The organism is Chamaesiphon sp. VAR_48_metabat_403 (assembly GCF_031422475.1).
In the GTDB taxonomy this organism is placed as follows: domain Bacteria; phylum Cyanobacteriota; class Cyanobacteriia; order Cyanobacteriales; family Chamaesiphonaceae; genus Chamaesiphon.
This window is the reverse complement of sequence record NZ_JANPLS010000097.1, coordinates 1-22,885: the sequence shown is the minus strand read 5'-3', so window position 1 is coordinate 22,885 and position 22,885 is coordinate 1. Positions and strand designations below refer to the sequence as shown.

The following is a 22,885-nucleotide window of genomic DNA, read 5'->3' as shown; positions in this document are numbered from 1 at the left end:
GGTGGCCGAGTAATATCGGCTTATTTGCCAAATCACTCGCCAATCTCGAAGGTGTCGGGCGACAATTCAATCCCGAAATTAACTTGTTTGAAGAAGTACGCCCGTTAATGACCGATATGTTTCAACGGCAACTTTTAGGTGACGATCCGTTACAATCGCTACTCCGCACGGGCTTAGAATTAAAAAATCTCTCACTTCAATCGCCCCGCCAATTAGCATTTTTACTCGATCGATTTAGCTCGGAAACATTAAAGCTAAATATCACGATTCAAAATTTAGACGGTCTGCAAAATAGTGTCGATGATGCCGCCAATCGGCGTTCTTTTAGTACGGTAGTCGGTTCGCTCATCGTCGGAGCGGCAATCGTTTCGGCTAACGCCCAAACGCCCGAATTGCAATTACTCAGTAATGTATTATTCGGGGCTGCCAGTATTCTAGGGTTATGGCTGATTGTCAAAATTATTAGGTCTGGAAACTTATTATAGTTTCCCAACTTCAACCCAAATTACTTACCACCATACCATTTCTGCCGCCATTGCGTCATCCGATCGATTTCCGATTGTTGAGAAACAAGGATACTTCGAGCCAGTTTTTGAAGCTGCGGACGAGTAGATTTCTTCAATGAATCTTTTGCCATTGTCACCGCACCTTGATGATGGGGAATCATGGCATTGAGAAACCTGAGATCGAAGCCAGCATCCGCCGCGCCTAAAGACATACTCATCATCATCGACTGCTTATATTCGGCGGTCATTGCCATTTGATGATTCATTTCCGAATGCCACATCATTGGCGTTGCCGATGCTTTGGGATACCATTGTTTGCGCCACTGTTGCATCTGGGCAATTTCTTTTTGCTGTTCGCTAATAATCGCTTTGGCAAACTTCACTAGTTCGGGACGTTTCGATTTTTGAATGACTTCTTGAGCCATCACTAATGCCCCCTGGTGATGGGGAATCATACTATCGACAAAGCGCAGATCGTAGTTAGCATCAGCAGGGCCGACATCCATATTATGACTCATCCCGCTATGATTCATGCCATCATGTTTTTGGGCGATTGGCAAATTGGAGTTACGATGCATATTCAATCCTGCAATCGCGATCGAACCAATTCCCATCGTACCTACGACGATCGCGATCGGTACGAATAATTTATGTTTGGTACTCATAATTTAATTATTATTTTAATCCTATTTTAGTAGGGTTAGATGAAATGAAGATGAAATAAATATCGATATTGACAACCTTCATCTACCCAAATTGAATGGCAGATCGGTTTGCCAACGATCTGGCGATCTCATTTATTTTTTACAGTCAAAATTCTGGAACTTATCGTGTAAAAAGTGTATCCAATAATAACTATCGATCGTCTAAAGAGAAATTTATGCGCTCTATTTCCTGCACATTATTCTGTACTATTATGACCGCGATCGTCCCGATGTTTGCCAATCCGGTCGTCGCTCAAGATCGATCGCAAAAATGGATTGGCGTTGGTAAGATTGGTGACGAACGACTGCAATTAGATCTGGCTAGCATCCAATCGGGAACGATGCCTACAAACGACAAGATTAATATGGAAGGGCGAGATGGGACAGAGACAGATAAAATTCCCATGCAAAAGGTAGTTTTGTTTAACTACAATATTGGTGGACGCAAAAGACATGCTTACACGACAGCTTGCAATGGTAGAAATCTGGCTGCAAATCCAAGCTGGAGGACTGCTACTAGCTATATAGATTATTGGCCGCAATATTTTTCGGTGAAAGCAGATAGTCCCGTCAGTCAAAAGATGTTGAAACAAGTTTGTGTTGTGAATGCTGCGAAATAGCTATCTGGATGGTATTAGTTTAGAAAGGGGGGAGCGGGGAAATACCACACCATACCTCATGAAGGTGGAAAGTGCTGTATCGATCGGCAGGTAAAATTTGGGCTATGCCAATAAAAAAAGGCATACTAAATAGTATGCCTTTTTTATTTAATCGACTCGATTATTCGCCCACTGGTGCTAATAAATCGGGTGCTGCTTTAGCAAGAATATCTTGTTTGGGAGAAACAATTGCTTTACCATCTTCACCGATATCGACGATCGAAGTATCACCATCTTTGAGGCGACCTGAGAGCATTTCCTCAGCGAGGATATCTTCTAACAGGCGCATAATTGCCCGACGGAGCGGACGTGCGCCGTAAGCAGGGTTGTATCCCTCATCGATGAGACGATCTTTAAATCGGTCGGTAACTTCGAGTTTGATGCCTTGATCTGTCAGGCGACCGAAGAGATCTTTGAGCATAATGTCGGCGATCTCTTTGACTTCCGGCTTGGTGAGCTGTTGGAAGACGATGATTTCGTCCAGACGGTTGAGGAATTCAGGACGGAAGTAGTTCTTCAGTTCTTCGTTTACCAACGTGCGGATGCGGTTGTAAGTTGCTTCGGTTTTGTTGTCTGAGAACTCGAAACCTAGACCGCCACCACCTTTCTCGATCACCTTGGAACCCACGTTCGAGGTGAGGATGATCATGGTGTTTTTGAAGTCTACCGTGCGTCCTTTGGCATCGGTGAGGCGACCGTCTTCTAAAATCTGCAACAGCATATTAAAGATGTCGGGGTGCGCTTTCTCGATTTCATCGAATAGTACTACGGTGTAAGGCTTACGACGGACGGCTTCGGTGAGTTGACCGCCTTCGCTGTAGCCGACGTAACCTGGAGGCGAACCGATCAGTTTGGAGACGGTGTGACGCTCCATATACTCAGACATATCCAAGCGGATCATCGAATCTTCGGAACCGAAGAAGTAGTTCGCCAGAGCTTTAGTTAACTCGGTTTTACCAACTCCAGTCGGGCCGGAGAAGATGAAACTGGCGATCGGACGGTTAGGATTCTTTAATCCTACACGAGCGCGACGAATTGCACGGGAGACAGCCTTCACAGCCTCTTCTTGACCGATTAACCGCTGATGGAGGGTTTCTTCCATATTTAGCAGTTTGACCGACTCAGATTCGGTTAATTTGCTGACTGGTACGCCTGTCCAGGAAGCAACGATGTGCGCGATGTCTTCTTCGGTGACTTCGGGCATCACGCGATCTTCAGTCTCATCGGCAGCTTTCTTGGTTTGGGCGATCGTTTTAATCTCGGTTTTGATTTCGATTTCGCGGTCTTTAAGGGCACCTGCTTTATCAAAGTCTTGCGAGCGAACGGCTTCATCTTTTTCTTTGAGGACTTTCCGCAATTCTTTATCCAATTCTTTTGCCGCAGCGGGGAGTTGGGAATTGAGTAAGCGCACGCGGGAGCCAGCTTCGTCCATTAAATCGATCGCTTTGTCGGGTAAGAACCGATCGGAGATATAGCGATCGGCTAGTTTTGCCGCAGCATCTAGTGCGAGATCGGTAATTTTCAGTTTGTGGTGCTGTTCGTAGCGTTCGCGCAGACCGTGTAAAATTTCGATCGTTTCGTCTACACTAGGTTCGCCGACCATAACTGGTTGGAACCGACGTTCTAGAGCCGCATCGCGTTCGATATGTTTGCGGTACTCATCGAGCGTGGTCGCACCGATACATTGCAGCTCACCCCGTGCTAGAGCGGGTTTGAGGATATTCGCAGCATCGATGGCACCTTCCGCAGCACCAGCACCGATTAGGGTGTGGACTTCATCGATTACCAGGATGACGTTACCTGCTTGGCGGATTTCATCCATGATTTTTTTGAGGCGTTCCTCAAATTCACCACGATATTTGGTACCTGCGACGAGTAAACCGATGTCGAGGGTGACAACGCGTTTATCTTCGAGGATATCGGGGATATCCTGGTTGGCGATCCGTTGTGCCAAACCTTCAGCGATAGCGGTTTTACCGACACCAGGTTCGCCAATGAGGACGGGATTATTTTTCGTCCGGCGACCGAGGATTTGGATCACGCGTTCGATTTCTTTGGCGCGTCCGACAACGGGATCTAATTTACCGTCATGTGCCATTTGAGTGAGGTTAGAACCAAACTCATCGAGTGTCGGCGTTTTATTCCCACCAGGTCTCGATCCGGGAGCTGTAGCTACACCGCCGTCGGAGGTTTCACCGAGCATCCGAATTACTTGAGTCCGAACTTTGGTTAAGTCCACACCCAGATTTTCGAGAACTCTGGCGGCGACACCTTCACCTTCGCGGATCAAACCGAGGAGTAAATGTTCGGTGCCGATATAATTATGTCCCAGTTGCCGAGCTTCTTCTAACGAAAGTTCTAGAACGCGTTTCGCTCTGGGGGTAAAGGGGATTTCAACGGCGACGAAACCCGAACCACGTCCGATAATTTTCTCAACTTCGATCCGTGCATCTTTGAGGTTGATCCCCATCGATTTCAAGACTTTCGCTGCTACGCCAGTACCTTCACCAATTAATCCCAAGAGGATTTGTTCGGTACCGACGAAATTGTGCCCCAGGCGACGTGCTTCTTCCTGGGCCAGCATGATTACTTTAATGGCTTTTTCTGTAAAGCGTTCAAACATGGCTGTTTTCCATCCCCTGCTGCTTATATCCTGTGTCATTAAATCTTAACACAGTAAATTTAGCGATTGGGAATACTTATTTAGCCGATCGGGTTCGGTAATAACGACTATCTGTGGGGGGAGGGGGATCGGTTGCCACTAAGATACTTCTAAGGATAGATTGCTGTATTTGTAACGCTACTTTTTACATTTGGAGTGTTCGCTATAAACCTTCACCATGTAGATATCGATCGAGCAATTGCCGTAAATAATCGTCAGGTTTCTAGATCTTATTCGCCAACTATTGGTTGATGAGGTCTTGACGGATTCACATAAACTAGGATTCTTGCTCCTTTCTGGTACTGACGCTTACGCAAAAAGGTTCTGGTATATGTTTCTGGGCCGATCTGATATTCGTAAGTATGATTGACACCACCTGCTTCAACAACCACAGCAGTCACATAACCATCGACTTCGATGACATGCTGACAAAAACGCCAGAGCACAGCGATTCTATATGCCAAGATCGCGGCACAAATCCCCGCAAGCACGATGCCGACCGTGATGTACGATCCAGAGTTCAAAGTAGAAGATCTCGATCCTCTGCCAACAATCATTACTCCTGTAGTACTTGATAGAAAGGTAGCGAACGAGGTGACACCTAAAAAAATAGCTGCCCATAAGGCAGTAAGGTCTTTCCAGATAATTTCTTTGAGTCTTAATCGATAATCTTGTGGATCGGACATAAAGCAAACTACTTTCCAAGACAATATGACGTTAACATAGCATTAGCCAATATCGGGCACTGTATTTAACAACGATTCACGTCCCGATTCAGCAGCAATTAAGCTCCACCATCTAGATATTTGAGGAGCAATTGCGGTAAATAATCGTAGCCATCGACACCGATCGCCGGAATTAAATTCGGGCGATACTGGACTAGGATGGCTTGAAACTCCTCCGCTCCGAGTCGTCCTTGCAAAATGGTTGCCAAACTCGCGCTCTGTCGCCATTCTTTGGCACCGATTTGGTGTAATTGATACATTGCCAAGCAGCTATAAAAAACCGCAGTTTTGTTTTTGGCTAGGCTATGGTGCGCCTCAGCGAGGTAGGTAAGATTCAATCCTTGGAGGTATAAATCGCCCACAGCTTGAGCGGCTTTGGTACCTTGTTGAAGGTACTCGATCGCTTTTTCGGGCTGTTGGATGGTCAGGTAAGCCAGTCCCAGGCTATGATACCCCAATGCTAAACTCTGGTTATCCTCTAGAGTTTCGGCAAGTTTCAATCCTCGATCGAGATAACTGATATTCTGTTCGTAAACATCCTCATCCATAATATCGAGGGCGTGTGCGGCTAATACTTCCGAGTAGCCCACATTAGTCAGGGCATTAGCTTCGCCCAATTTATCGCCCGTCTGTCTGGCTAAAATTAGGGCGCGCTGACTGAAACTAATCGCCTGCTGATAATCTTTTTGACCGATACTCATCCGGCTCAGATGGTTGAGATTGGCAATTTCACAAGGACGATCTCCTGCACGGTTGGCAATTTCTAGGGCTTCTTGATGAAGTTCGACGGCTCGATCGATCTGTCCTAGCGATCGCTGCGAATAACCTAAAATAGTTAATAATCTGCCCTTCTCCTGAGTTCCTGCCACCTGCTTGAGCGGGAGATCGAAATAAGAGAGGGTATCGCGGAGGGTTTCGCCTGTAAATGCGGCAAAAATTCCCCCATATAAGGGAAAATTCGGACGTTGCGCGGCACTTCTGAGAATTTGTAAAGTCACCTGAAAACAAGCTTTAGCAATCGCTTCCCGATGACTGCTATTAATCCCCGTCGCTCTACCGACCCCATTTGCCAACTCGCACCAAATCGCCGCAAAGGTAATTAGCGTGCTAAACGCCATCCGCTGCCCCCAAGCGCGATCGTACATTTGTCCGTCGAACCAAGATACTAGCGCAAGCTGAATGCTTTGCAGCACGATCGCCAGTTCCGTCCATTCGCCTTCATCACCACTCGATTTTGTAGCGGAAACATCGGAAACAGACTGCTGACGACCAATCGTGGTAAATAATGCCTGAATTAACGGTCGCTCGATTTGACTCGCCCACAGCGACCAGGGGCCGCTCTCTGTGGCTCCACCAAAACCAATTTGTTGCCCGCTCTCATAAATCCAACTGACCAAATGGGGTTCTAAAGCTGGTAATACTTTCAAACCCCGATCGAGTCCGAGCGATAATTGGCGTAATTGCTCGAAGTCTGCGGGTTCGAGTCGGATATTTGCGACCGATTGCAACAATTTAACGATCAGTTGAATCTGAGCGCGATCTAATTTATGTTCTTGATTGGGATCGAGTGCTTGAAGTAAGATATTCAATCGTTCGGGAGCTGGGGCACTGACAACTCGATCGATCGTTGCATTGACTACCGCTACGGCTTGGCGTTCGTCTTGGAGCGTCCCTAAAGCCGTCTGAATCCAAGCGAGTGCATTGAGCTTGTGCTTTAATTTAGCTTGTTTGACCTCATCGGGTTGACTGGCAATAGTGCGTTCTACTCCTTGCACTGTCTCGCTCAGACACCCTTCAAAAATTTCGCTCGTCCCCAGTTCGATTTGCTCGACTAAAATTTGATAGATATACTCTTTAGAAATCACCTGTTTGCCTGTCAAAATCCGCGTCGTGATTTCTTCGATCGTCAGAAGATAGCGTTCGCGCAACGATTTTGCCCCAGGATCGGCGTTAGAATGAGATCCAGCATCAGCAGCAGTCATAGTTATCGATCCGATCCCTTGCAAATGTGTTTCTGCTATCCTAAACCTTTCTCAATTATCATGGTTTCGATTTGATGTATTCTACACTCGATGGAGCGATGGTGTACACGCAAATCTGTAGGGCTTCGTTTCGAGATCTGAATCCCCCACTCCTTACTCCTCACGCCCCACGCCCATGAAACACGGTCTCGCCCTACACACCAGCAGCCCCGCACTCGGTTTAGCAATTGGTAGCAATGCCGAAGATGTCCGGTGCCAAACATGGGATTTAGGCAGAGATACATCTAATTATCTCCATCCTTATCTGCGCGACTTTATGCGCCCCCACACCTGGCAAGATCTGGGGTGGATTGCGGTGGCTAATGGCCCCGGCGGCTTTACTGGCACCCGCTTGGGCGCAGTCACCGCTCGGACTTTAGGGCAACAATTAAATCTACCCGTATTTGCGATTTCTAGTTTAGCGGCGGTAGCATGGCAATCCCCGCAAGTCGGTTTGTTAGCTGTATCGATGCCCGCCCAACGGGGAGAAGTTTTTGCCGCAGTTTATAGTATTAGTAACGACGATCGAAATTTGCAGGCAATTTTGCCAGAAACAGTTTTTTCAGCTCCCGATTGGGAAATTGAATTAGCTCAGTACCAACCCACACATCACCACGTTATCCCTCAATCGGCGAATCTCAGCGATACGGTAGTCGGCGTACTCGCCCTAGCACGGATGGCGTTCGATCGCGGCGAACGTCCGCACTGGTCTACAGCATTACCTTTTTACGGGCAACACCCAGTTATTAACTCTAAGATTGGTAAAGACTAGCCAATCAACACGCGATCGTCGGTCTGAATGCCAATTTTGAGCAAATCGGCGAGTTCTTGAAGTTGCGCGATGGCTTCTGCGCCTTCTAACTTCATTAATTCGCGATCGTCGCGTAGTTCCGTCCAGGTAATTCCATAATCGGATACCAAAAACCGAATTAAATGATTGTCTGCCAAACTCACCATAAAGTTAGCACTGTTCATGCGATCTCCGCATGTATAGCACGCCGCCTCATAACCGCGCCGCTCCAAAACCGTAGCCAGAGCCTGAAGGCTCATCACTAAGTCTTTAACAAATTCTTGATGTTGATTTGCTAGTCTAAGAAACATAGCTCTCCTTTATTAGCACCACTTGAACTAAGTATAACCTTTATTATTTTTTAATGTTTTTCTCATTGACAATCTTAATACTTTAAGACATTTTACTACAGATTTGCTAATCTCCCCGCAGATTCGCGGTTGGGTAAAACTCTAAAAGTAGCTTTAAGACTGGCATTGCTGTCATTATCTTGGCAATTGCGGGCGAGATCGGCGCACTCACAGTCGGATTATTTGAGATTGTGACAGCATTATCTAAGAAAAACTGTCGCAGATTGTACGGTAATCACTCAACCGAATCGTTCGGTCGCGATCTGGGTACGCTGGTAAACAGTAGGTTTACAACCGATCGGATTTAGAGTTACAAGCAAGCAGCTTGGGCGACAGCACCGAGCAAACCGACTTGGGGATTGAGAACTACATGGACGGGAATGTGAGTTAATAAGTTGCTGACTCTACCTTTACGATCGAACGCATTGAGAAATGTGCCATCGGCAATTAGGGGTAGATTTTTGGCAGCGATGCCGCCAGCAACGAATAATCCGCCGTAGGGCAACGTTCTGAGCGCGAGATTGCCAGCTTCGGCACCATATAACGATACAAACATTTGCATTGTAGCTTGGGCGAGAGGGTCGGTTTTGGCGATCGCCAGTGCCGAAATCTTACCAGCCGGATCGACTGCTGTTTCGGGAGCAGACTCCCAGAGTCTGACTACATTAGCCAGATCGGGATTTTCGGACAGATTGCTAGTATCGCGCAGAAATTGATAAATAGCTACGATACCAGCACCAGAAATAACGCGCTCGTTAGAAATTCGATCGAGCTGTTTCTGCCGACAAATGTATCGAGACAATTCAAATTCTTGAGTCGATCGAGCGGCAAAATCTGCATGTCCGCCTTCGGTGGGCATGACTTGGTAGTCAGTGCCGTTATGCACCAGAAAACCTTGTCCTAGTCCCGTCCCAGCTCCAATAATCGCGATCGGGGCGTTAGGACGCGGCGACCCGGTTTGGAGGGTTTGGAAATCTGCCGATCGCAATTGAGTAATACCATACCCGATCGCGGTAAAGTCATTAATCAATTTGAGATTGGGGATCTGGAGTGCTTGCGCTAACCCATCGGCATTAATGTGCCAGTCGAGATTTGGCAAGTATGAGGCTCCATCGATGACCGCTCCAGCAATTCCTAAGCAAGCACTCTCGATCTCGATCTCCATTCCGAGCTGGGTTTGAGCTGCTGCTATAAATTCTGTAACGATCTCCACCAGGCTGGGATATGCTTGGCTGGAATGCGATTTAACGAAGACCGGATCTACCATCGTCGATCTGGGGTGGTCTAGTCGCAACAGCGTTTTAGTTCCACCGATATCGCCAGCAAGGAAGTATTTCATGTCTTGGGAACCCGATCGGTACAGCGATACAATAGATAAAGTCGTTCGTTTAGCGTAGGCAAAGCCTAATCGATATTCAGTCGGATCGCCAGCAGTGAAGATCTTGCTGCTGCTTTGTGCCGCTGCTGGTGGAAACTAGAGACATCAAAAGCAGAGATTGAATCTGTACAATATATTAGTACGATCGCCAGATTCGATCGAGATTTCGACATAGAAGTTTAACATGTGGGAATGCTCATTGGTAATGGCACCGCCACCAAATCGAACTTCCTTGATATACTAAACGAACAAGATCGGACTACTCCCTAAATCCCCCAGACATGCAGCCTACAGATCCTACCAAATTTACCGACCCAGCCTGGGATGCAATTATCAAGTCACAGGATGTCGCCAGGAGATCTTCCAATCAGAATTTAGAAGTCGAACATGTGGCAATTTCGTTGTTAGAACAGCAAGATTTAGCCCCAAAAATTCTCGCGCGCGTGGGGGTAGATGTCGAACAATTGGCGCGGCAATTACAAGAATTTACAGCTCGTCAGCCGAAATTAGATCGTGTTGTAGACTTATATCTGGGGCGAGGGCTAGATGTATTGCTCGATCGCGCCGAAGCTGCCAGAGAAAGCGGGCAAGATAAAGTAATTGGCGTAGACCATCTGATTTTAGCCTTGAGTGAAGACGATCGGGTCGGGCGGCGATTGCTCAAACCATTTAATTTCGATCGATCTCAATTAGAAGCTGCCATCAAACAGATTCGGACGACGGCAACTGCACCCAAAGCTAGTACCGCTACCAGTCAAGCACCCGAAACTAGCGGCGAAGCATTGCCCAAATACGGTAAAGATCTCACCGAAGCCGCCAGAGCGGGGAAAATGGATCCAGTCATCGGTCGCGATGAAGAAATTAAGCGGGTAGTTCAGGTACTATCGCGCCGTCAAAAAAATAACCCGATCTTAATCGGCGAACCAGGTGTCGGTAAAACCGCCATCGCCGAAGGATTAGCCCAACGGATCGTCAATGGCGACGTACCCGAATCGCTTAAAGATCGCACCTTAATTTCCCTCGACATGGGCAGCCTGATTGCAGGTGCCAAACTCAGAGGCGAATTTGAAGAACGCTTGCGCTCCGTACTTAAAGAAGTTACCGAATCGGCTGGGCAGATCGTGTTATTTATCGATGAACTCCATACCGTCGTCGGGGCGGGGGGAAATCAAGGCGCGATGGATGCTAGCAACCTGCTCAAACCGATGCTCGCACGGGGCGAACTGCGCTGTATCGGTGCCACCACGATCGATGAATATCGCAAGTATATTGAAAAAGATCCCGCCCTAGAACGCCGATTTCAGCCCGTCCAAGTCAACGAACCCACCGTCGAAGATACCGTCTCGATCTTGCGGGGATTGAAAGAACGTTATGAAGTCCACCACGGTGTGAAAATCAGCGATTCCGCTCTAGTTGCTGCTGCGACGTTATCCAGTCGCTATATTGCCGATCGATTTTTGCCCGATAAAGCGATCGATCTCGTCGATGAAGCTGCTGCTAAACTGAAAATGGAGATTACCTCCAAACCCGCCGAATTAGAATCGATCGATCGACGGGCGATGCAATTAGAGATGGAAAAACTGTCCCTCCAGGGCGAAAACCTTAGCAGCGATAGCTACCATCCCACTCAGGGACGGCTCGAAAAAATCGATGCCGAAATTGCCACCCTCAAAGTCAAACAAGACGAACTCACCAATCAATGGCAAGGTGAAAAACAACTGCTCGACGGGATTAAAAGCCTCAAAGAGCAAGAAGATCGCATCCGCGTGCAAATCGAGCAAGCCGAACGCGCTTACGATCTCAATACCGCCGCCCAACTCAAATACGGCAACCTTGAAAAACTTCAACAAGAGCGCGAAGTCAAAGAAGCCGAACTCGCCGCAGTCCAAGTCCAAGGTTCTACCCTGCTACGAGAACAAGTCTCAGATAATGATATCGCCGAAATCGTCGCCAAATGGACGGGCATCCCAGTCAACCGTCTGCTCGCCTCAGAACGCCAGAAACTACTCCAACTCGAATCCCACCTCCACAACCGGGTGATCGGGCAACACGAGGCTGTGAGTGCTGTCTCAGCCGCAATTCGCCGCGCCCGTGCGGGGATGCAAGATCCCCATCGTCCGATCGGATCGTTCCTATTTATGGGGCCGACAGGTGTCGGTAAAACCGAACTCGCCCGCGCGCTAGCCGAATTTCTGTTCGACAGCGACGAAGCAATGGTGCGGTTGGATATGTCGGAATATATGGAAAAACACGCCGTTTCTCGCCTGATTGGTGCTCCACCAGGATACGTGGGACATGAAGATGGCGGACAACTCACCGAAGCCGTGCGCCGTCGCCCCTATTCAGTCGTATTATTCGATGAAGTTGAAAAAGCCCATCCCGATGTCTTTAACATCCTCCTGCAAGTCTTAGACGACGGCAGAATTACCGATTCTAAAGGTAAAACTGTCAGCTTTTGCAATACAGTCATCGTGATGACTAGTAATATTGCCAGCGACCAAATTATTACAACCTTACTCAATCCCCATCGCGACAATACCCAAACCAACGATTTGCGAGAGCAAGTTACCAACACGCTCCGCACGCATTTTCGACCTGAATTTATCCAGCGAATTGACGAATTAACTATTTTTGAACCGCTCAAAAAAACCGAACTTCGGCAAATTGTCACGATTCAAATTCATCGAATCGAGCAAATGTTATCAGATCAAAAAATCAAGATTCAACTCTCAACCGCCGCCCAAGATTATCTCGCCGATGTCGGTTACGATCCGATTTATGGTGCTAGACCGTTAAAGCGGGCGATTCAACGCGAATTACAAAACCCGATCGCGACTAAAATTTTAGAAACTACTTTCGGAGCAGGCGATACAATTTTTGTCGATTGTCTCGACAGCGGATCTGGCGTAGAAAATCGCTCCTTAATTTTTGGTACTAAGCCACATAAAGTTATTCCCAAAAAATCAACCCCGGTCATAATTCCCGAAGTTATTTTACCGACAGTTACTGTAGAGAGTTAGAATTATGCACGCGTAAATCTATTGGAGATGATGCGTAGTTCTTTACCCCACCCCAACCCTCATCCAATCGAGTATGGACGGTGCGTTATGCTTACGGGGTAACGCACCCTAATTTTTAAAGCACACCTTTAGAACTTGGAATGGTACCCATCCGGCGCAGATCTGGCTCGGTTGCCATTCGCATCGCTCTGGCGAAAGCTTTAAAAGTAGCCTCGATGATGTGATGGGAATTAATGCCATCCAACTGGCGAATGTGCAATGTCATCAGACTGTGGTTGACAACCGCTACAAAAAATTCGCGGACTAATTGAGTATCGTAAGTACCGACGCGCTGGGTAGGAATTTCTAGGCCATAACTGAGGTGCGGACGACCGGAAAAATCGAGCGCGATTTGCACCAAGGCTTCGTCTAGAGGTGCAACAAAATGCCCGAACCTCACAATGCCCTTACGATCGCCTAACGCTTGCGCTAAAGCCATGCCTAGCGTAATACCGACATCTTCATTAGTATGGTGATCGTCGATTTCGAGATCGCCTGTGGCGGTAATATGCAGATCGAATAAGCCATGCGAAGAAATTTGATGCAGCATGTGATCGAGAAAAGGAATCCCAGTCTGCGCGCGACAGATGCCCGTACCATCAAGATCGATCGTTACGGTAACATCAGTCTCACCCGTTTTGCGATGAACTGTGGCAGTGCGTTTTGTCATAAGAGGAGGGAGGGGGACTGGGAGAGGGGGAGACTGGGGGACGGGGGGACTGGGTGACTGGCAATCTTTTAAATATGTAGCAAGTTGGGTTAATTAAAAAGTAACTATCTAGAGGTCGAGACGAACTACATTACGATAATGCTTTACTACGTATACCCTAGTACATGCATTGTATCATTATCGCCCATTTCCCAGTCTCCCAGTCTCCCATTCTCTCTTGAAAAGGTGCTTCACTTGGGCAAAGCCCAAGAACGCACTTTTCGCTCCCAGTCCCCCCGTCTCCCCGTCTCCCAGTCCCTGCTATTTCCGATCGAGATTTGGGAATAATAAGAAAGATAATCTTCAGATGCAACGGAATCGGTAGATGAGTGGAATGTCTATGGGTGATGTCTTGGTACCAGGGGAAACATTGCCATTAATTCCCTATCAAGCACAAGATCTCGCACGCACGATCGAATCTTTTCGACAAGAGCAGGTGAGTGGCACTTTACAGTTAGAAGTTGAGGTACAACCTGGTAAATGTTGGCAGCGAGTCTTGATTTGGTATAAGGGTGAAATTACCTACGGTGGTAGTAAGTTAATCGATCGCGGCGTTTTAATTAGAACGCTGGTTCAAAAGCACAAGCCAGAATATTCGCAATCGATCGAGGGTTGGCTGATTCAGCAATTAGTTTACCCCCATTCGAGTCGAGAACTATTGGTATTTTTGGTACAAAGGCAAGTATTAACATGGGAGCAGATCGATACTTGGGCACAGGGACAAGTTGTATATACGCTCGAACAAGCGATTAGTTTTGCAGGTAAATATCGATTCAGTCCGCAGACAGAAATCGATTTTTATCATGGTACGGATGGTCATGGTTTGAACTGGAATCAATTGATGATGACAGTTAATACTCGCCAGCAATATTGGAGTAAAATTACTAATTTAATTCCGGGTATTGCCGCAGTACCGTTACCGCCAACTCCAGCAATGTTGGCAAAAATTTCGGAAGTTGCGATCGAACAACACTCTCGGAAGTGGTTTGATGGGCAAAGAACGATCGCCGATATTGCTACGGTACTCGATCGCGATCCGCTCCAGGTGGCGCGATCTTACGCGCAGTGGGTACAAATGGGTTGGATGCATTGTCAACAGCCGATCGATCTTTCGTTAGAGTCAGTCGCGCCGCCAGAATTGCCAATCGTGCTATCTGTAGATGATAGTCCGATCGTCCAAACCCGAATTAAGCGGGCATTGGGAGAGCAGTTTGAAGTGTTACTCGCCAATGATGCGATGAGTGCTTTACATTTATTGGCGCGACAACCTGTGGATTTATTGTTGTTAGATGTAACAATGCCTGGAATCGATGGGATCGAGCTATGTCAGACTTTGCGGCGGATGAGTAAGTTTACTCAACTGCCAATTATCATGCTTACAGCTAAAGACAAAAGTTACGATCGGGCGTTGGCAGAAATGGTGGGAGCGACGGAATATCTCACTAAACCTTTAAATGATGAAAAATTGATCGCAATTGTTAATCAATATACCAAAGGTGGGCATATTCAATGATAAGTCACAGATTTATGGCAACTAATACATAATACAAACATCATGTCAGAGCAGCAAAACCTCATCTTTGGTTTACACGGATCGCTGTATGGAATTAGTGCCAATTTTGTTCGCGAAATCTGTTGGTTGCCTGAGTTAAACTCATTAGCTACCGCTCCAGTAGATATTCTCGGTATCTTTAATTGGCGATCGCGAATGGTGCCAGTTATGCATCTAGATTTGCGATTTGGTAAAGGTTTTTCGGGCTGTAATATTTCAGATCGAGTCATTGTTGTAGAGTTTCAAGGTACCTACATGGGCATTGTCGCTCATGAGGTATTTGACGTGCAAACGCTCGAAATCGTCCCGATCGATTTGGCTCTGATTCAAGCTCGCAGTTCTAATCCCATTGAGAATCAAAACTTTATTACCGGGATCGCTCAACGTAACGAGCAGCCAGTAATTTGTCTCGATCTCGATCGAGCGATCCGCGAGCCAGATGTTGTCGCCGATCCCGATAACTCAGCACCAGTAGTTAGTGGAGCCGATCTAGATTTTTATCGTCGGTGTTGCCCCAATGCTACTGTCGCAGATCGGGCTACTTTTGCCACCCGTGCGCTCCAGCTCAAAACCTCGATCGTTCAAGCTCAGAGCGTCAGTGTCGAGCAAGGTGTATTAGTCGTCCAAATCGGCACCGACTATATTGGGTTCCCACTAGAATTAATCGTCGATGTCGATGCCCTCGATCGATTTGCAGTTTCATTCGTACCAGTTGCACCTACATATATTCTAGGACAAATCAACTGGCGCGGGCAAATTCTACCAGTAGTCGAACTCGGCTCGGTGCTGCAAATTCCCGCACTCCCCCGTCAGGAACTAGTAGTAGTGGAACTCAAAGATGGTATCAAAATTGGCATCGCTGTCGATCGGATTTTTGACGTTTTTTACATCACAACCGAACGCATCGAACAGCTTCCACTTGCCAAAGGATCGGGAATGCGTACCTATATGTTAGGGATGACTGCATATCAAGATAGTTTGATGTATCTAGTCAAGCTTCAGGAGTTACTAGAACGAGAATTTTTACCTACTACTGTCTAATTTTATTATCTAAACTAGTTATTTAAAATACAATTCATTGCAAATTCACTCATGCTATAAAAACCACTATTCGCTACCCACTAAGTCTAGATATTTATATTTTAATTCATCCCCGATCGCCCAATTCACTCCTAAATTTTATGTCAACCAATCTGTGGACGAATATACGTAATCTATCTTTTAGAACTAGGGCAACCGCAATTGCTATTGCCGTGGGCATTACGCCAATTTTAGCCATCGGAACGATTAACTATCTTCAGGTACGCAACACCAGCGAACAGCAAGAAGTCGGCAGCCAAAAGGCGCGAGCGCAAGCAGTTGCAGACAAATTAAATCGCTTTATTTTTGAGCGATATGGCGATGTCGAAATTTTAGCATCGCTACCAGTTTTTGCCGATGCTAAACTAGTAACAGTCGCTTCAGAGGCAACTAAAACTAAGCTATTAAACCAGTTTATTACCAGCTATCAAGTCTATGATAGTATCGCAATTTTCGATCTCAAAGGCAACTCGATCGCTCAAAATCGGGGCGAGAAATTATCTAACCATGCCGATCTCAAGTATTTTCAAGAGGTTTTAAAGACTGGTAAAACAGTCATTTCTGAGCCATCAATCTCTACAAGTAGCGGCAAATTAGTACTGCACTTCGCCGCGCCGATTAGGGATTTAGTAACAGGTCAGATTATTGGGGTCGCCCGAACGAGATCGCCGATCGACAGGTTGACAAGTCCACTTCAAGATTTTGCCACCAAAACTGAAAATTTTTATATTATCAACCGTAACACTAATAAGATTTTTATTAGTTCTCACGATGCATATAAAAATCGATCGGAAACTCCAGAAATGTTGCAGGCTCGAACGACCGCAGGCTTAATTCCCTTCCAACGTACCGCAACCGATAATCGCATCGAACTTTTGAGCGCGGCTCCATTTACTAAATTAACAGGTCTGCCAGAATTACCCTGGACGGCAATTGTCGCGGTCGATAACGATACCGCCTTTTTAGAAGTTAAAGGACTGTTGCTGACCATTCTAGCTGGGACTGGCGTGATGGTTGGTGTCGCCATCGGCTTATCGACTTTAGTTTCCGATCGAGTTGCTAGATATATTAAACGAGCGATCGAAACAATTAGTAATTCTACCAGTGAAATCGTCGATAGCGTCCAAACTCAAGAAATTGCAGTCAATCAACAAGCCAACTCTGCAATCGCGACCACAAATAGCGTCAATGAACTAGAAACTATTTCTACCGAAACCGCCCAACAAGCCGCCTCTTCAGCTACAGGAGCAAAACAGGCACTCTCGCTTGCCGAAGAAGGTACCCAATCGGTACAACGTACCATTCGAGAAATGTCCGAATTACGCGATCGTGTTAACGAGATTGCAACGCAAATCGTCAATCTCGGCGAACAAACCGGACAAATTACCAATATTTCTAACTTGGTTTCGGACTTGGCAAAACAAACCAACATGCTCGCACTCAAAGCCGCTGTAGAAGCCGCACGAGCTGGCGAACAAGGGAAAGGATTCGGCGTAGTTGCGGGCGAAATTCGGAAACTCGCCGACGAAAGTAAAAAATCCGCTCAAAAGATTAATAACCTTGCCACCAATATTCAAACAGCGATCGATCGTACTGTAGCGGTCACAGATTTAGGCACCAAAACAGCCACCGATGGCATTCAAGTTGCCGAACAGACTGCAACTACCTTTATCGGCGTAACCGATGCTGTCAGCAATGTCTTCCTCAACTCTCAACAGATTTCTGCTAGTACTACCCGTCAAGCCACCGCCATTCAACAAGTACTAGATGCCATGACAATCATTTCTCAAGGTTCTCAAGAAAGTGCTGTAGGTATGCACAAAGTCAAGACTTTCACCAACGAACTCAACCAAGTTGCTGATGAATTGCAAGCAGCGGTGAGCTAGGGATTAGGCTTTAGGCTTTAGGCTTTAGGTTTTAGGTTTTAGGCTTTAGGGCTAAAATACCTAACCTCTAATAACTCTCAACCTCTAACCTCTAATAACCCTTAACCTCTAACACTTAACCGTTAACACCTAACACCTAATACCTCCTAATACCTATTATGCTCTCCAACTTCACCAGTAATCTTCAATCCAAATTCGCGAACATCTCATTCAAAACTAAGGCAATTTCGGTAGCGGTATCGCTCTCACTTTTACCTGTAATTGGGGTAGGTGGACTCGCATATTTAGTATCGCAAAACAATCTTAGAACTACAGAAAAAGCCGATCAACAGTCACTGATGGTAGGTTTAGAAGCTGCATTATCTCGATTTATCGTCTTGCGGGGTAAAGATATGCAAACACTTGTCGATTTACCGTTGTTCAAAGATGCCAAGATTTTTCAGAGTCAGACTCCCGCTCAAAAGGATAAATTCTTGAATGATTATATCGATCGATATAAATTTTATGACAGCTTAATGGTTATTGATGTTAATGGTAATGTCATCTCTGCTTCTAAAAATAGTAATCGCGAAAATCATGCCGATCGAGAATATTTTCAAGCTGCACTAAAAACTGGTAAATCTTATATTAGTAAAATTTCAACTTCTAAAACTAGCAAACAAGTCGCTATTTACATTGCCGCTCCAGTTAGAGACAGCATAACTGGCAATATTGTGGCGATCGTCCGAGCGCGAATGCCAGTTAATGCACTCGCCACCATTGCCGCAGATTACGGTGGTAACGATAATGAATGGCACGTTATCGATAAAACCACTAATAAATTTGTCCTCGCAGCGGAAGTTGAGGATGTAGGGTTGGGAGTAAATACAATTTTCCCTAGTTACGATCGTTTAAAAGATAGCGATAAACCAGCCACTGTTATCGATGAGAATTCTGCTACTGAAACAGACCACAAACGACACTTAGTAACATTTATAAACATCACCGAAGGTCGAGATTTAGTACCACTCAACCTGTCGGTAGCAGTTGCTAAAAAAATGAGCGTTATCGAAGCTAAAGAAAACGCAATTCTATACGTAATTCTGATTGGGGTATTAGTCGCAGGTTCGACGACATTGGGGTTATCGCTGTTATTAGGTAACCGCGTCACCAAGTTTATCCAACAACTAGCTGACTCGATCGTGAATTCTTCCGAAGCGATCGTCGAAACGGTAGAATCACAAGAAGTCACTGTAAACATGCAAGCCAATTCTGCGATCGATACTAGTAAAACGGTTAACGAACTGGGGGCAATTTCCTTCCAATCTGCCGCTCAAGCTGAAGCTTCAGCCAATGGTGCGCGGCAAGCTTTATCGCTCTCAGAAGATGGAACTCGATCGGTACAACAAACGCTCCAAGGGATGAATGGACTCCGCGAAAAAGTAGATGCGATCGCCAATCAGATCGTCAATCTCAGCGAACAAACCGGACAAATTACGATCGTTTCCGACCTCGTGGCAGATTTGGCAAGTCAAACCAATATGCTCGCACTCAACGCCGCTGTAGAAGCTGCTCGTGCTGGCGAACAAGGTCGAGGCTTTAGCGTAGTTGCCGATGAAATTCGGAAATTAGCCGACCAAAGTAAAAAATCCGCCGATAAAATTAACGCCCTAGCTGAAGATATTCAAACAGCAATTAACCGGACGGTAATGGTAACCGATGAAGGTACCAAAACTGTAAACGAAGGGATTGATTTAGCCCGATCGACCGCTGTAACTTTTGCCGGGGTAACAGATGCGGTAAACAACGTATTCTTGAACTCTCAACAAATTTCTACCAGTGCCAAGCAACAAGCCGTATCGATCCAACAGGTACTCAGTTCGATGACAATGATCTCGCAAGGATCTCAAGAAAGTGCCGTCGGTATGCACCAAGTGAAGATGACCACTAGAGAGTTAAACCAGGTAGCGGATGAGCTGAAAGCAGCAGTGGTCTAGGGAATAGGGAATAGGGAATAGGGAATAGGGGATAGGGAGAAGCTTAGATGAGTATTAGTAGTTTTCGCGAATTAAGAGTTTGGCAATTAGGAATGGATTTGGCAGAACGTATTTATATTCTGACTGATTCTTTTCCTAAGTCGGAAACTTACGGGATTACCAGTCAAATCCGCCGCTCGGCGGTTTCCATCCCCTCTAATTTGGCAGAAGGACATGGCAGAAATTCCACTAAAGAGTTTTTACAGTTTATTGCTATCTCCTTTGGATCTATTTGCGAACTCGAAACTCAGATTTTATTGTCTTATCGCTTGAAATATATAAACAAAGATGATTTGGAGACAGTTTTAGCATTATTAACAGAGACGAGTAAAACCATTCGAGGGTTACAAAAAGCCCTCAGAGCAAAGTTAGAGAATAGGGGATAGGGGATAGGGGATAGGGAATAGGAAAGAAAGCGCACAGAGCGTCAATACCTAGCCTAAATAAATATCTAACCTAACCCCTAACCCCTAACCCCTAACCCCTATCCCCTATCCCCTATCCCCTAATTCCATGTACATCGACGATGAAGAACTCCGAGGACTATACAAAACCTCCGCCACAGAACACATTCAGGCGATCGAATCGGCATTGATGCTGTTGGAAAAACAACCGCAAGATGTGGCTCCCCTGAAAGAATTGCTGCGTTCTGCACATACGCTCAAGGGTGACTCGCGGATGTTGGGGGTAGAGGATGTGGAAACCCTCGTCCACCAGATTGAAGAATGCCTGATGCCGCTTGAAAAAGGTGGGGCGAGGATGACCGATGAGTTGTGCGATCGGTTGTATGCTGGACTCGATAGCATTAAGAAGTTAGCCCATACCGCCGTGACGGGCGAAGCTAATGATGTGAATATGTTTTACACGCTGGCAACCCTGATGGGTGATGGTGAAGCTCTCCAAATGCCGACGATCGGTCGTTTAGAAACCCCAGCACCAATTTCCGCAGATCTAGATGATGACTCTCAATCGTTTGGATGGGTAACGCTCTCTGATGAAGAAGCTGTGTTTAATACGCCCAAAGATGTCTGGGTACATGAAGACGATCGATTGCCAATTTTACCGATTTCTGAGCTAGATCGGCTACCTTGGGGTGACGATGCAGCATTAAATCCACTTGCCCCATCGCAACTTCAGACAAATTTCTTAGATCTCGCCGCCGAACTATTTCCCTCAGATTCGACGTTACCGCAATTGGATCGCGGTACTGATTTTGGCGATTTTACCCTGTTGCCCAATACCACACAGTCAGCCGCTAGTCTCGATTCGCTCGATCTAGAATTTGGCGATTTACCATTCCCATCTAGTACCGCACATTCTACCGCTAGTCTCGATCTGACGGATGCCGATCGATCTTTGTTTAGCCTAGATGATGATTTTATCCTCACTTCAGATCGAGACGAACTTGCCAAGTTGGTGAGTGAGGATGAGGATAATGATGTGTTTGATACTTTTGACAACATGTTGGTGCCTACCGCCGACGATTTAGCTTTTCACGAGTCATCGCTGTTTCCAGAAGCTAACGTTGTACCCGCACCAGTCCCGGTACCAGATTCTACTCCAGTCGTCCCAGTTGCTCCAATTGCACCAGCCGCAACCGATCGGGTAACTGAGTACCAAATCGATACAATTAGGGTCGAAGCGAAGCAATTAGACGCTTTAATGGGGCAATCTGGGGAAATTAACGTGATCAACCAACAGATTGTCGGTAGGTTAACCGATCTCGAACTACTGCTCGAACTTTGGGAAAATGGCACCCGCGATCTTCAACAGATCCAAACCATGCTCAACCAAATCCCCGCCCAATCCCCGATCCATCGGCAATTGCAGCGCAACGAACACCAATGGGAGCAAATGGGTGCGTTAATTAGCAAGTTCAAAAAATCGATCGATGCCGATAGCTCTAGGCTCGATCTAATTACATCCGCACTAGAATCGGGCGTGAAAAAGCTGCGGTTGCTACCATTTTCGACTATTTTCAATCTCTATCCTCGGATGGTGAGAGACTTAGCCAAAACCCAAGCGAAAGAAATTAACTTCACGATCGAAGGTGGCGACCTGCTCCTCGATAAACGGCTCTTAGAAGAGATTAAAGATCCGTTGATGCATATTTTACGAAATGCGATCGATCATGGCCTTGAAACGCCAGCAGAACGCCAGCAGAGCCATAAATTTGGGGCTGCAACCTTAATGATTCAGGTCAAACAGGTGGGCAACCAAACCACGATCGAGATCCTTGACGATGGGCGGGGGTTGGACGTACAACGGATTAAAGCCACTGCTATTAAGCGCGGTTTATATACCAGTGCAGAATTAGACCAGATGAGCGTCGATCGGATTCAATCGCTGATCTTTGCCTCTGGCTTTTCGACGCGTGCGCGGGTCACCGAGCTGTCTGGGCGCGGTGTCGGCTTAGATATCGTTCGGACGAATATCGAACGCATTAAAGGTTCGGTGGAAGTGGAATCGTTACCCGATCGCGGGTGTACGTTCCGCATCTGCATCAGTCACGCGATCGGCAGTTCGCAAGTAATGATGGTCGATGTCCGCGATCGGCGTTATGCCATCCCCGTGGAGTTTGTCGATCGGATGTTGCTCGTCAACAAGGCGGAAATTTTCGCCCTCGGTGGCGTTCCCACCACCCAAATCGACGGACGGACGATTACTGTCGCTTGGTTGGCAGATCTGCTAGATCTCCCGGCAATCGCGCCTAATTCCCCCGGCGAAATTAACCGTACGCCTAATTCGATCGCCTGTCTGTTGCTCCAATCGGGGCGACAACAACTGGC

At 46.6% G+C, this 22,885-nt stretch carries 18 protein-coding genes and 1 pseudogene; 11 read left to right on the top strand and 8 right to left on the bottom strand.

All coding sequences use genetic code 11. From position 1 onward, the window contains the following. Positions 1–485: pseudogene (locus RMO79_RS05070) on the top strand (AarF/ABC1/UbiB kinase family protein); the annotation flags it as partial. A gap of 20 nt (positions 486–505) precedes the next feature. Here RMO79_RS05070 and RMO79_RS05065 read toward each other — a convergent pair. Further along, positions 506–1,171, bottom strand: a complete 666-nt coding sequence (locus tag RMO79_RS05065; RefSeq protein WP_310481968.1) for a DUF305 domain-containing protein — start codon at positions 1,169–1,171, stop codon at positions 506–508. A gap of 95 nt (positions 1,172–1,266) precedes the next feature. On the opposite strand from RMO79_RS05065, the gene RMO79_RS05060 reads away from it, so the two are divergent. Beyond that, the gene (locus tag RMO79_RS05060) at positions 1,267–1,830 is read left to right on the top strand and encodes a hypothetical protein (protein WP_310481967.1); all 564 of its coding nucleotides are present in this window, start codon (positions 1,267–1,269) and stop codon (positions 1,828–1,830) included. A gap of 160 nt (positions 1,831–1,990) precedes the next feature. Here RMO79_RS05060 and RMO79_RS05055 read toward each other — a convergent pair whose 3' ends face one another. The 3 genes from RMO79_RS05055 to RMO79_RS05045 all read right to left on the bottom strand — a co-directional run bounded on the left by RMO79_RS05055 (position 1,991) and on the right by RMO79_RS05045 (position 7,238). Then, positions 1,991–4,492 carry an ATP-dependent Clp protease ATP-binding subunit gene (locus RMO79_RS05055; protein WP_310481966.1) on the bottom strand — a complete coding sequence of 834 codons (2,502 nt, stop codon included), beginning with the start codon at positions 4,490–4,492 and terminating at the stop codon, positions 1,991–1,993. Between the two features lie 269 nt (positions 4,493–4,761). Beyond that, entirely contained in the window at positions 4,762–5,217 is a 456-nt protein-coding gene (locus RMO79_RS05050; protein ID WP_310481965.1) for a DUF3592 domain-containing protein, read from the bottom strand. Between the two features lie 98 nt (positions 5,218–5,315). Beyond that, entirely contained in the window at positions 5,316–7,238 is a 1,923-nt protein-coding gene (locus tag RMO79_RS05045; protein WP_310481964.1) for a tetratricopeptide repeat protein, read from the bottom strand. 175 nt (positions 7,239–7,413) lie between these two features. Here RMO79_RS05045 and tsaB point away from each other — a divergent pair, with 175 nt between their 5' ends. Further along, the gene (gene tsaB / locus RMO79_RS05040; protein ID WP_310481963.1) at positions 7,414–8,049 is read left to right on the top strand and encodes a tRNA (adenosine(37)-N6)-threonylcarbamoyltransferase complex dimerization subunit type 1 TsaB; all 636 of its coding nucleotides are present in this window, start codon (positions 7,414–7,416) and stop codon (positions 8,047–8,049) included. Here tsaB and RMO79_RS05035 read toward each other — a convergent pair. Further along, positions 8,046–8,378 (bottom strand): DUF1815 family protein, encoded by a 333-nt coding sequence (locus tag RMO79_RS05035; protein ID WP_310481962.1) that lies wholly within the window; start codon positions 8,376–8,378, stop codon positions 8,046–8,048. The genes tsaB and RMO79_RS05035 overlap by 4 nt on opposite strands. A gap of 179 nt (positions 8,379–8,557) precedes the next feature. Here RMO79_RS05035 and RMO79_RS05030 point away from each other — a divergent pair, with 179 nt between their 5' ends. Further along, positions 8,558–8,725 carry a hypothetical protein gene (locus tag RMO79_RS05030; RefSeq protein ID WP_310481961.1) on the top strand — a complete coding sequence of 56 codons (168 nt, stop codon included), beginning with the start codon at positions 8,558–8,560 and terminating at the stop codon, positions 8,723–8,725. Positions 8,726–8,727: 2 nt separating this feature from the next. On the opposite strand, the gene RMO79_RS05025 is transcribed toward RMO79_RS05030, so the two are convergent. Both RMO79_RS05025 and RMO79_RS05020 read right to left on the bottom strand, forming a co-directional pair. Further along, on the bottom strand, positions 8,728–9,756 hold the full coding sequence (locus RMO79_RS05025; RefSeq protein WP_310481960.1) for a glucokinase: 1,029 nt from the start codon (positions 9,754–9,756) through the stop codon (positions 8,728–8,730). A gap of 65 nt (positions 9,757–9,821) precedes the next feature. Beyond that, positions 9,822–9,968, bottom strand: a complete 147-nt coding sequence (locus RMO79_RS05020) for a hypothetical protein (RefSeq protein ID WP_310481959.1) — start codon at positions 9,966–9,968, stop codon at positions 9,822–9,824. A gap of 108 nt (positions 9,969–10,076) precedes the next feature. Between RMO79_RS05020 and clpB the strand changes: the two genes are divergently transcribed. Then, positions 10,077–12,815: an ATP-dependent chaperone ClpB gene (clpB, locus tag RMO79_RS05015; protein WP_310481958.1), complete on the top strand. Its 2,739-nt coding sequence runs from the start codon at positions 10,077–10,079 to the stop codon at positions 12,813–12,815. A gap of 115 nt (positions 12,816–12,930) precedes the next feature. Here clpB and hisB read toward each other — a convergent pair whose 3' ends face one another. After that, positions 12,931–13,524 carry an imidazoleglycerol-phosphate dehydratase HisB gene (hisB, locus tag RMO79_RS05010; RefSeq protein ID WP_295616126.1) on the bottom strand — a complete coding sequence of 198 codons (594 nt, stop codon included), beginning with the start codon at positions 13,522–13,524 and terminating at the stop codon, positions 12,931–12,933. A gap of 364 nt (positions 13,525–13,888) precedes the next feature. On the opposite strand from hisB, the gene RMO79_RS05005 reads away from it, so the two are divergent. From RMO79_RS05005 to RMO79_RS04980, 6 genes are all read left to right on the top strand, one after another. Continuing rightward, positions 13,889–15,076: a response regulator gene (locus RMO79_RS05005; protein WP_310481957.1), complete on the top strand. Its 1,188-nt coding sequence runs from the start codon at positions 13,889–13,891 to the stop codon at positions 15,074–15,076. A 42-nt stretch (positions 15,077–15,118) separates the two neighbouring features. Continuing rightward, entirely contained in the window at positions 15,119–16,156 is a 1,038-nt protein-coding gene (locus RMO79_RS05000; RefSeq protein WP_310481956.1) for a chemotaxis protein CheW, read from the top strand. Positions 16,157–16,296: 140 nt separating this feature from the next. Next, positions 16,297–18,081: a methyl-accepting chemotaxis protein gene (locus RMO79_RS04995; protein WP_310481955.1), complete on the top strand. Its 1,785-nt coding sequence runs from the start codon at positions 16,297–16,299 to the stop codon at positions 18,079–18,081. 158 nt (positions 18,082–18,239) lie between these two features. Then, positions 18,240–20,057 (top strand): methyl-accepting chemotaxis protein, encoded by a 1,818-nt coding sequence (locus RMO79_RS04990; RefSeq protein ID WP_310481954.1) that lies wholly within the window; start codon positions 18,240–18,242, stop codon positions 20,055–20,057. A gap of 47 nt (positions 20,058–20,104) precedes the next feature. Next, on the top strand, positions 20,105–20,482 hold the full coding sequence (locus tag RMO79_RS04985) for a four helix bundle protein (RefSeq protein WP_310481953.1): 378 nt from the start codon (positions 20,105–20,107) through the stop codon (positions 20,480–20,482). A gap of 127 nt (positions 20,483–20,609) precedes the next feature. Then, on the top strand, positions 20,610–22,885 hold a 2,276-nt coding region (locus RMO79_RS04980; RefSeq protein WP_310481952.1), incomplete at its 3' end, for an ATP-binding protein.

What these genes read in the sequence shown, in the direction of transcription:
- RMO79_RS04985 (WP_310481953.1), top strand. Translation starts at nt 20,105, where the DNA reads ATGAGTATTAGTAGTTTTCGCGAATTAAGAGTTTGGCAATTAGGAATG.
- RMO79_RS05035 (WP_310481962.1), bottom strand. Translation starts at nt 8,378, where the DNA reads ATGTTTCTTAGACTAGCAAATCAACATCAAGAATTTGTTAAAGACTTA.
- RMO79_RS05060 (WP_310481967.1), top strand. Translation starts at nt 1,267, where the DNA reads ATGGCAGATCGGTTTGCCAACGATCTGGCGATCTCATTTATTTTTTAC.
- RMO79_RS05055 (WP_310481966.1), bottom strand. Translation starts at nt 4,492, where the DNA reads ATGTTTGAACGCTTTACAGAAAAAGCCATTAAAGTAATCATGCTGGCC.
- RMO79_RS05025 (WP_310481960.1), bottom strand. Translation starts at nt 9,756, where the DNA reads ATGAAATACTTCCTTGCTGGCGATATCGGTGGAACTAAAACGCTGTTG.
- RMO79_RS04995 (WP_310481955.1), top strand. Translation starts at nt 16,297, where the DNA reads ATGTCAACCAATCTGTGGACGAATATACGTAATCTATCTTTTAGAACT.
- RMO79_RS05005 (WP_310481957.1), top strand. Translation starts at nt 13,889, where the DNA reads ATGAGTGGAATGTCTATGGGTGATGTCTTGGTACCAGGGGAAACATTG.
- clpB (WP_310481958.1), top strand. Translation starts at nt 10,077, where the DNA reads ATGCAGCCTACAGATCCTACCAAATTTACCGACCCAGCCTGGGATGCA.
- hisB (WP_295616126.1), bottom strand. Translation starts at nt 13,524, where the DNA reads ATGACAAAACGCACTGCCACAGTTCATCGCAAAACGGGTGAGACTGAT.
- RMO79_RS05065 (WP_310481968.1), bottom strand. Translation starts at nt 1,171, where the DNA reads ATGAGTACCAAACATAAATTATTCGTACCGATCGCGATCGTCGTAGGT.
- RMO79_RS05020 (WP_310481959.1), bottom strand. Translation starts at nt 9,968, where the DNA reads ATGTCGAAATCTCGATCGAATCTGGCGATCGTACTAATATATTGTACA.
- RMO79_RS05000 (WP_310481956.1), top strand. Translation starts at nt 15,119, where the DNA reads ATGTCAGAGCAGCAAAACCTCATCTTTGGTTTACACGGATCGCTGTAT.
- RMO79_RS05045 (WP_310481964.1), bottom strand. Translation starts at nt 7,238, where the DNA reads ATGACTGCTGCTGATGCTGGATCTCATTCTAACGCCGATCCTGGGGCA.
- RMO79_RS04990 (WP_310481954.1), top strand. Translation starts at nt 18,240, where the DNA reads ATGCTCTCCAACTTCACCAGTAATCTTCAATCCAAATTCGCGAACATC.
- RMO79_RS05050 (WP_310481965.1), bottom strand. Translation starts at nt 5,217, where the DNA reads ATGTCCGATCCACAAGATTATCGATTAAGACTCAAAGAAATTATCTGG.
- tsaB (WP_310481963.1), top strand. Translation starts at nt 7,414, where the DNA reads ATGAAACACGGTCTCGCCCTACACACCAGCAGCCCCGCACTCGGTTTA.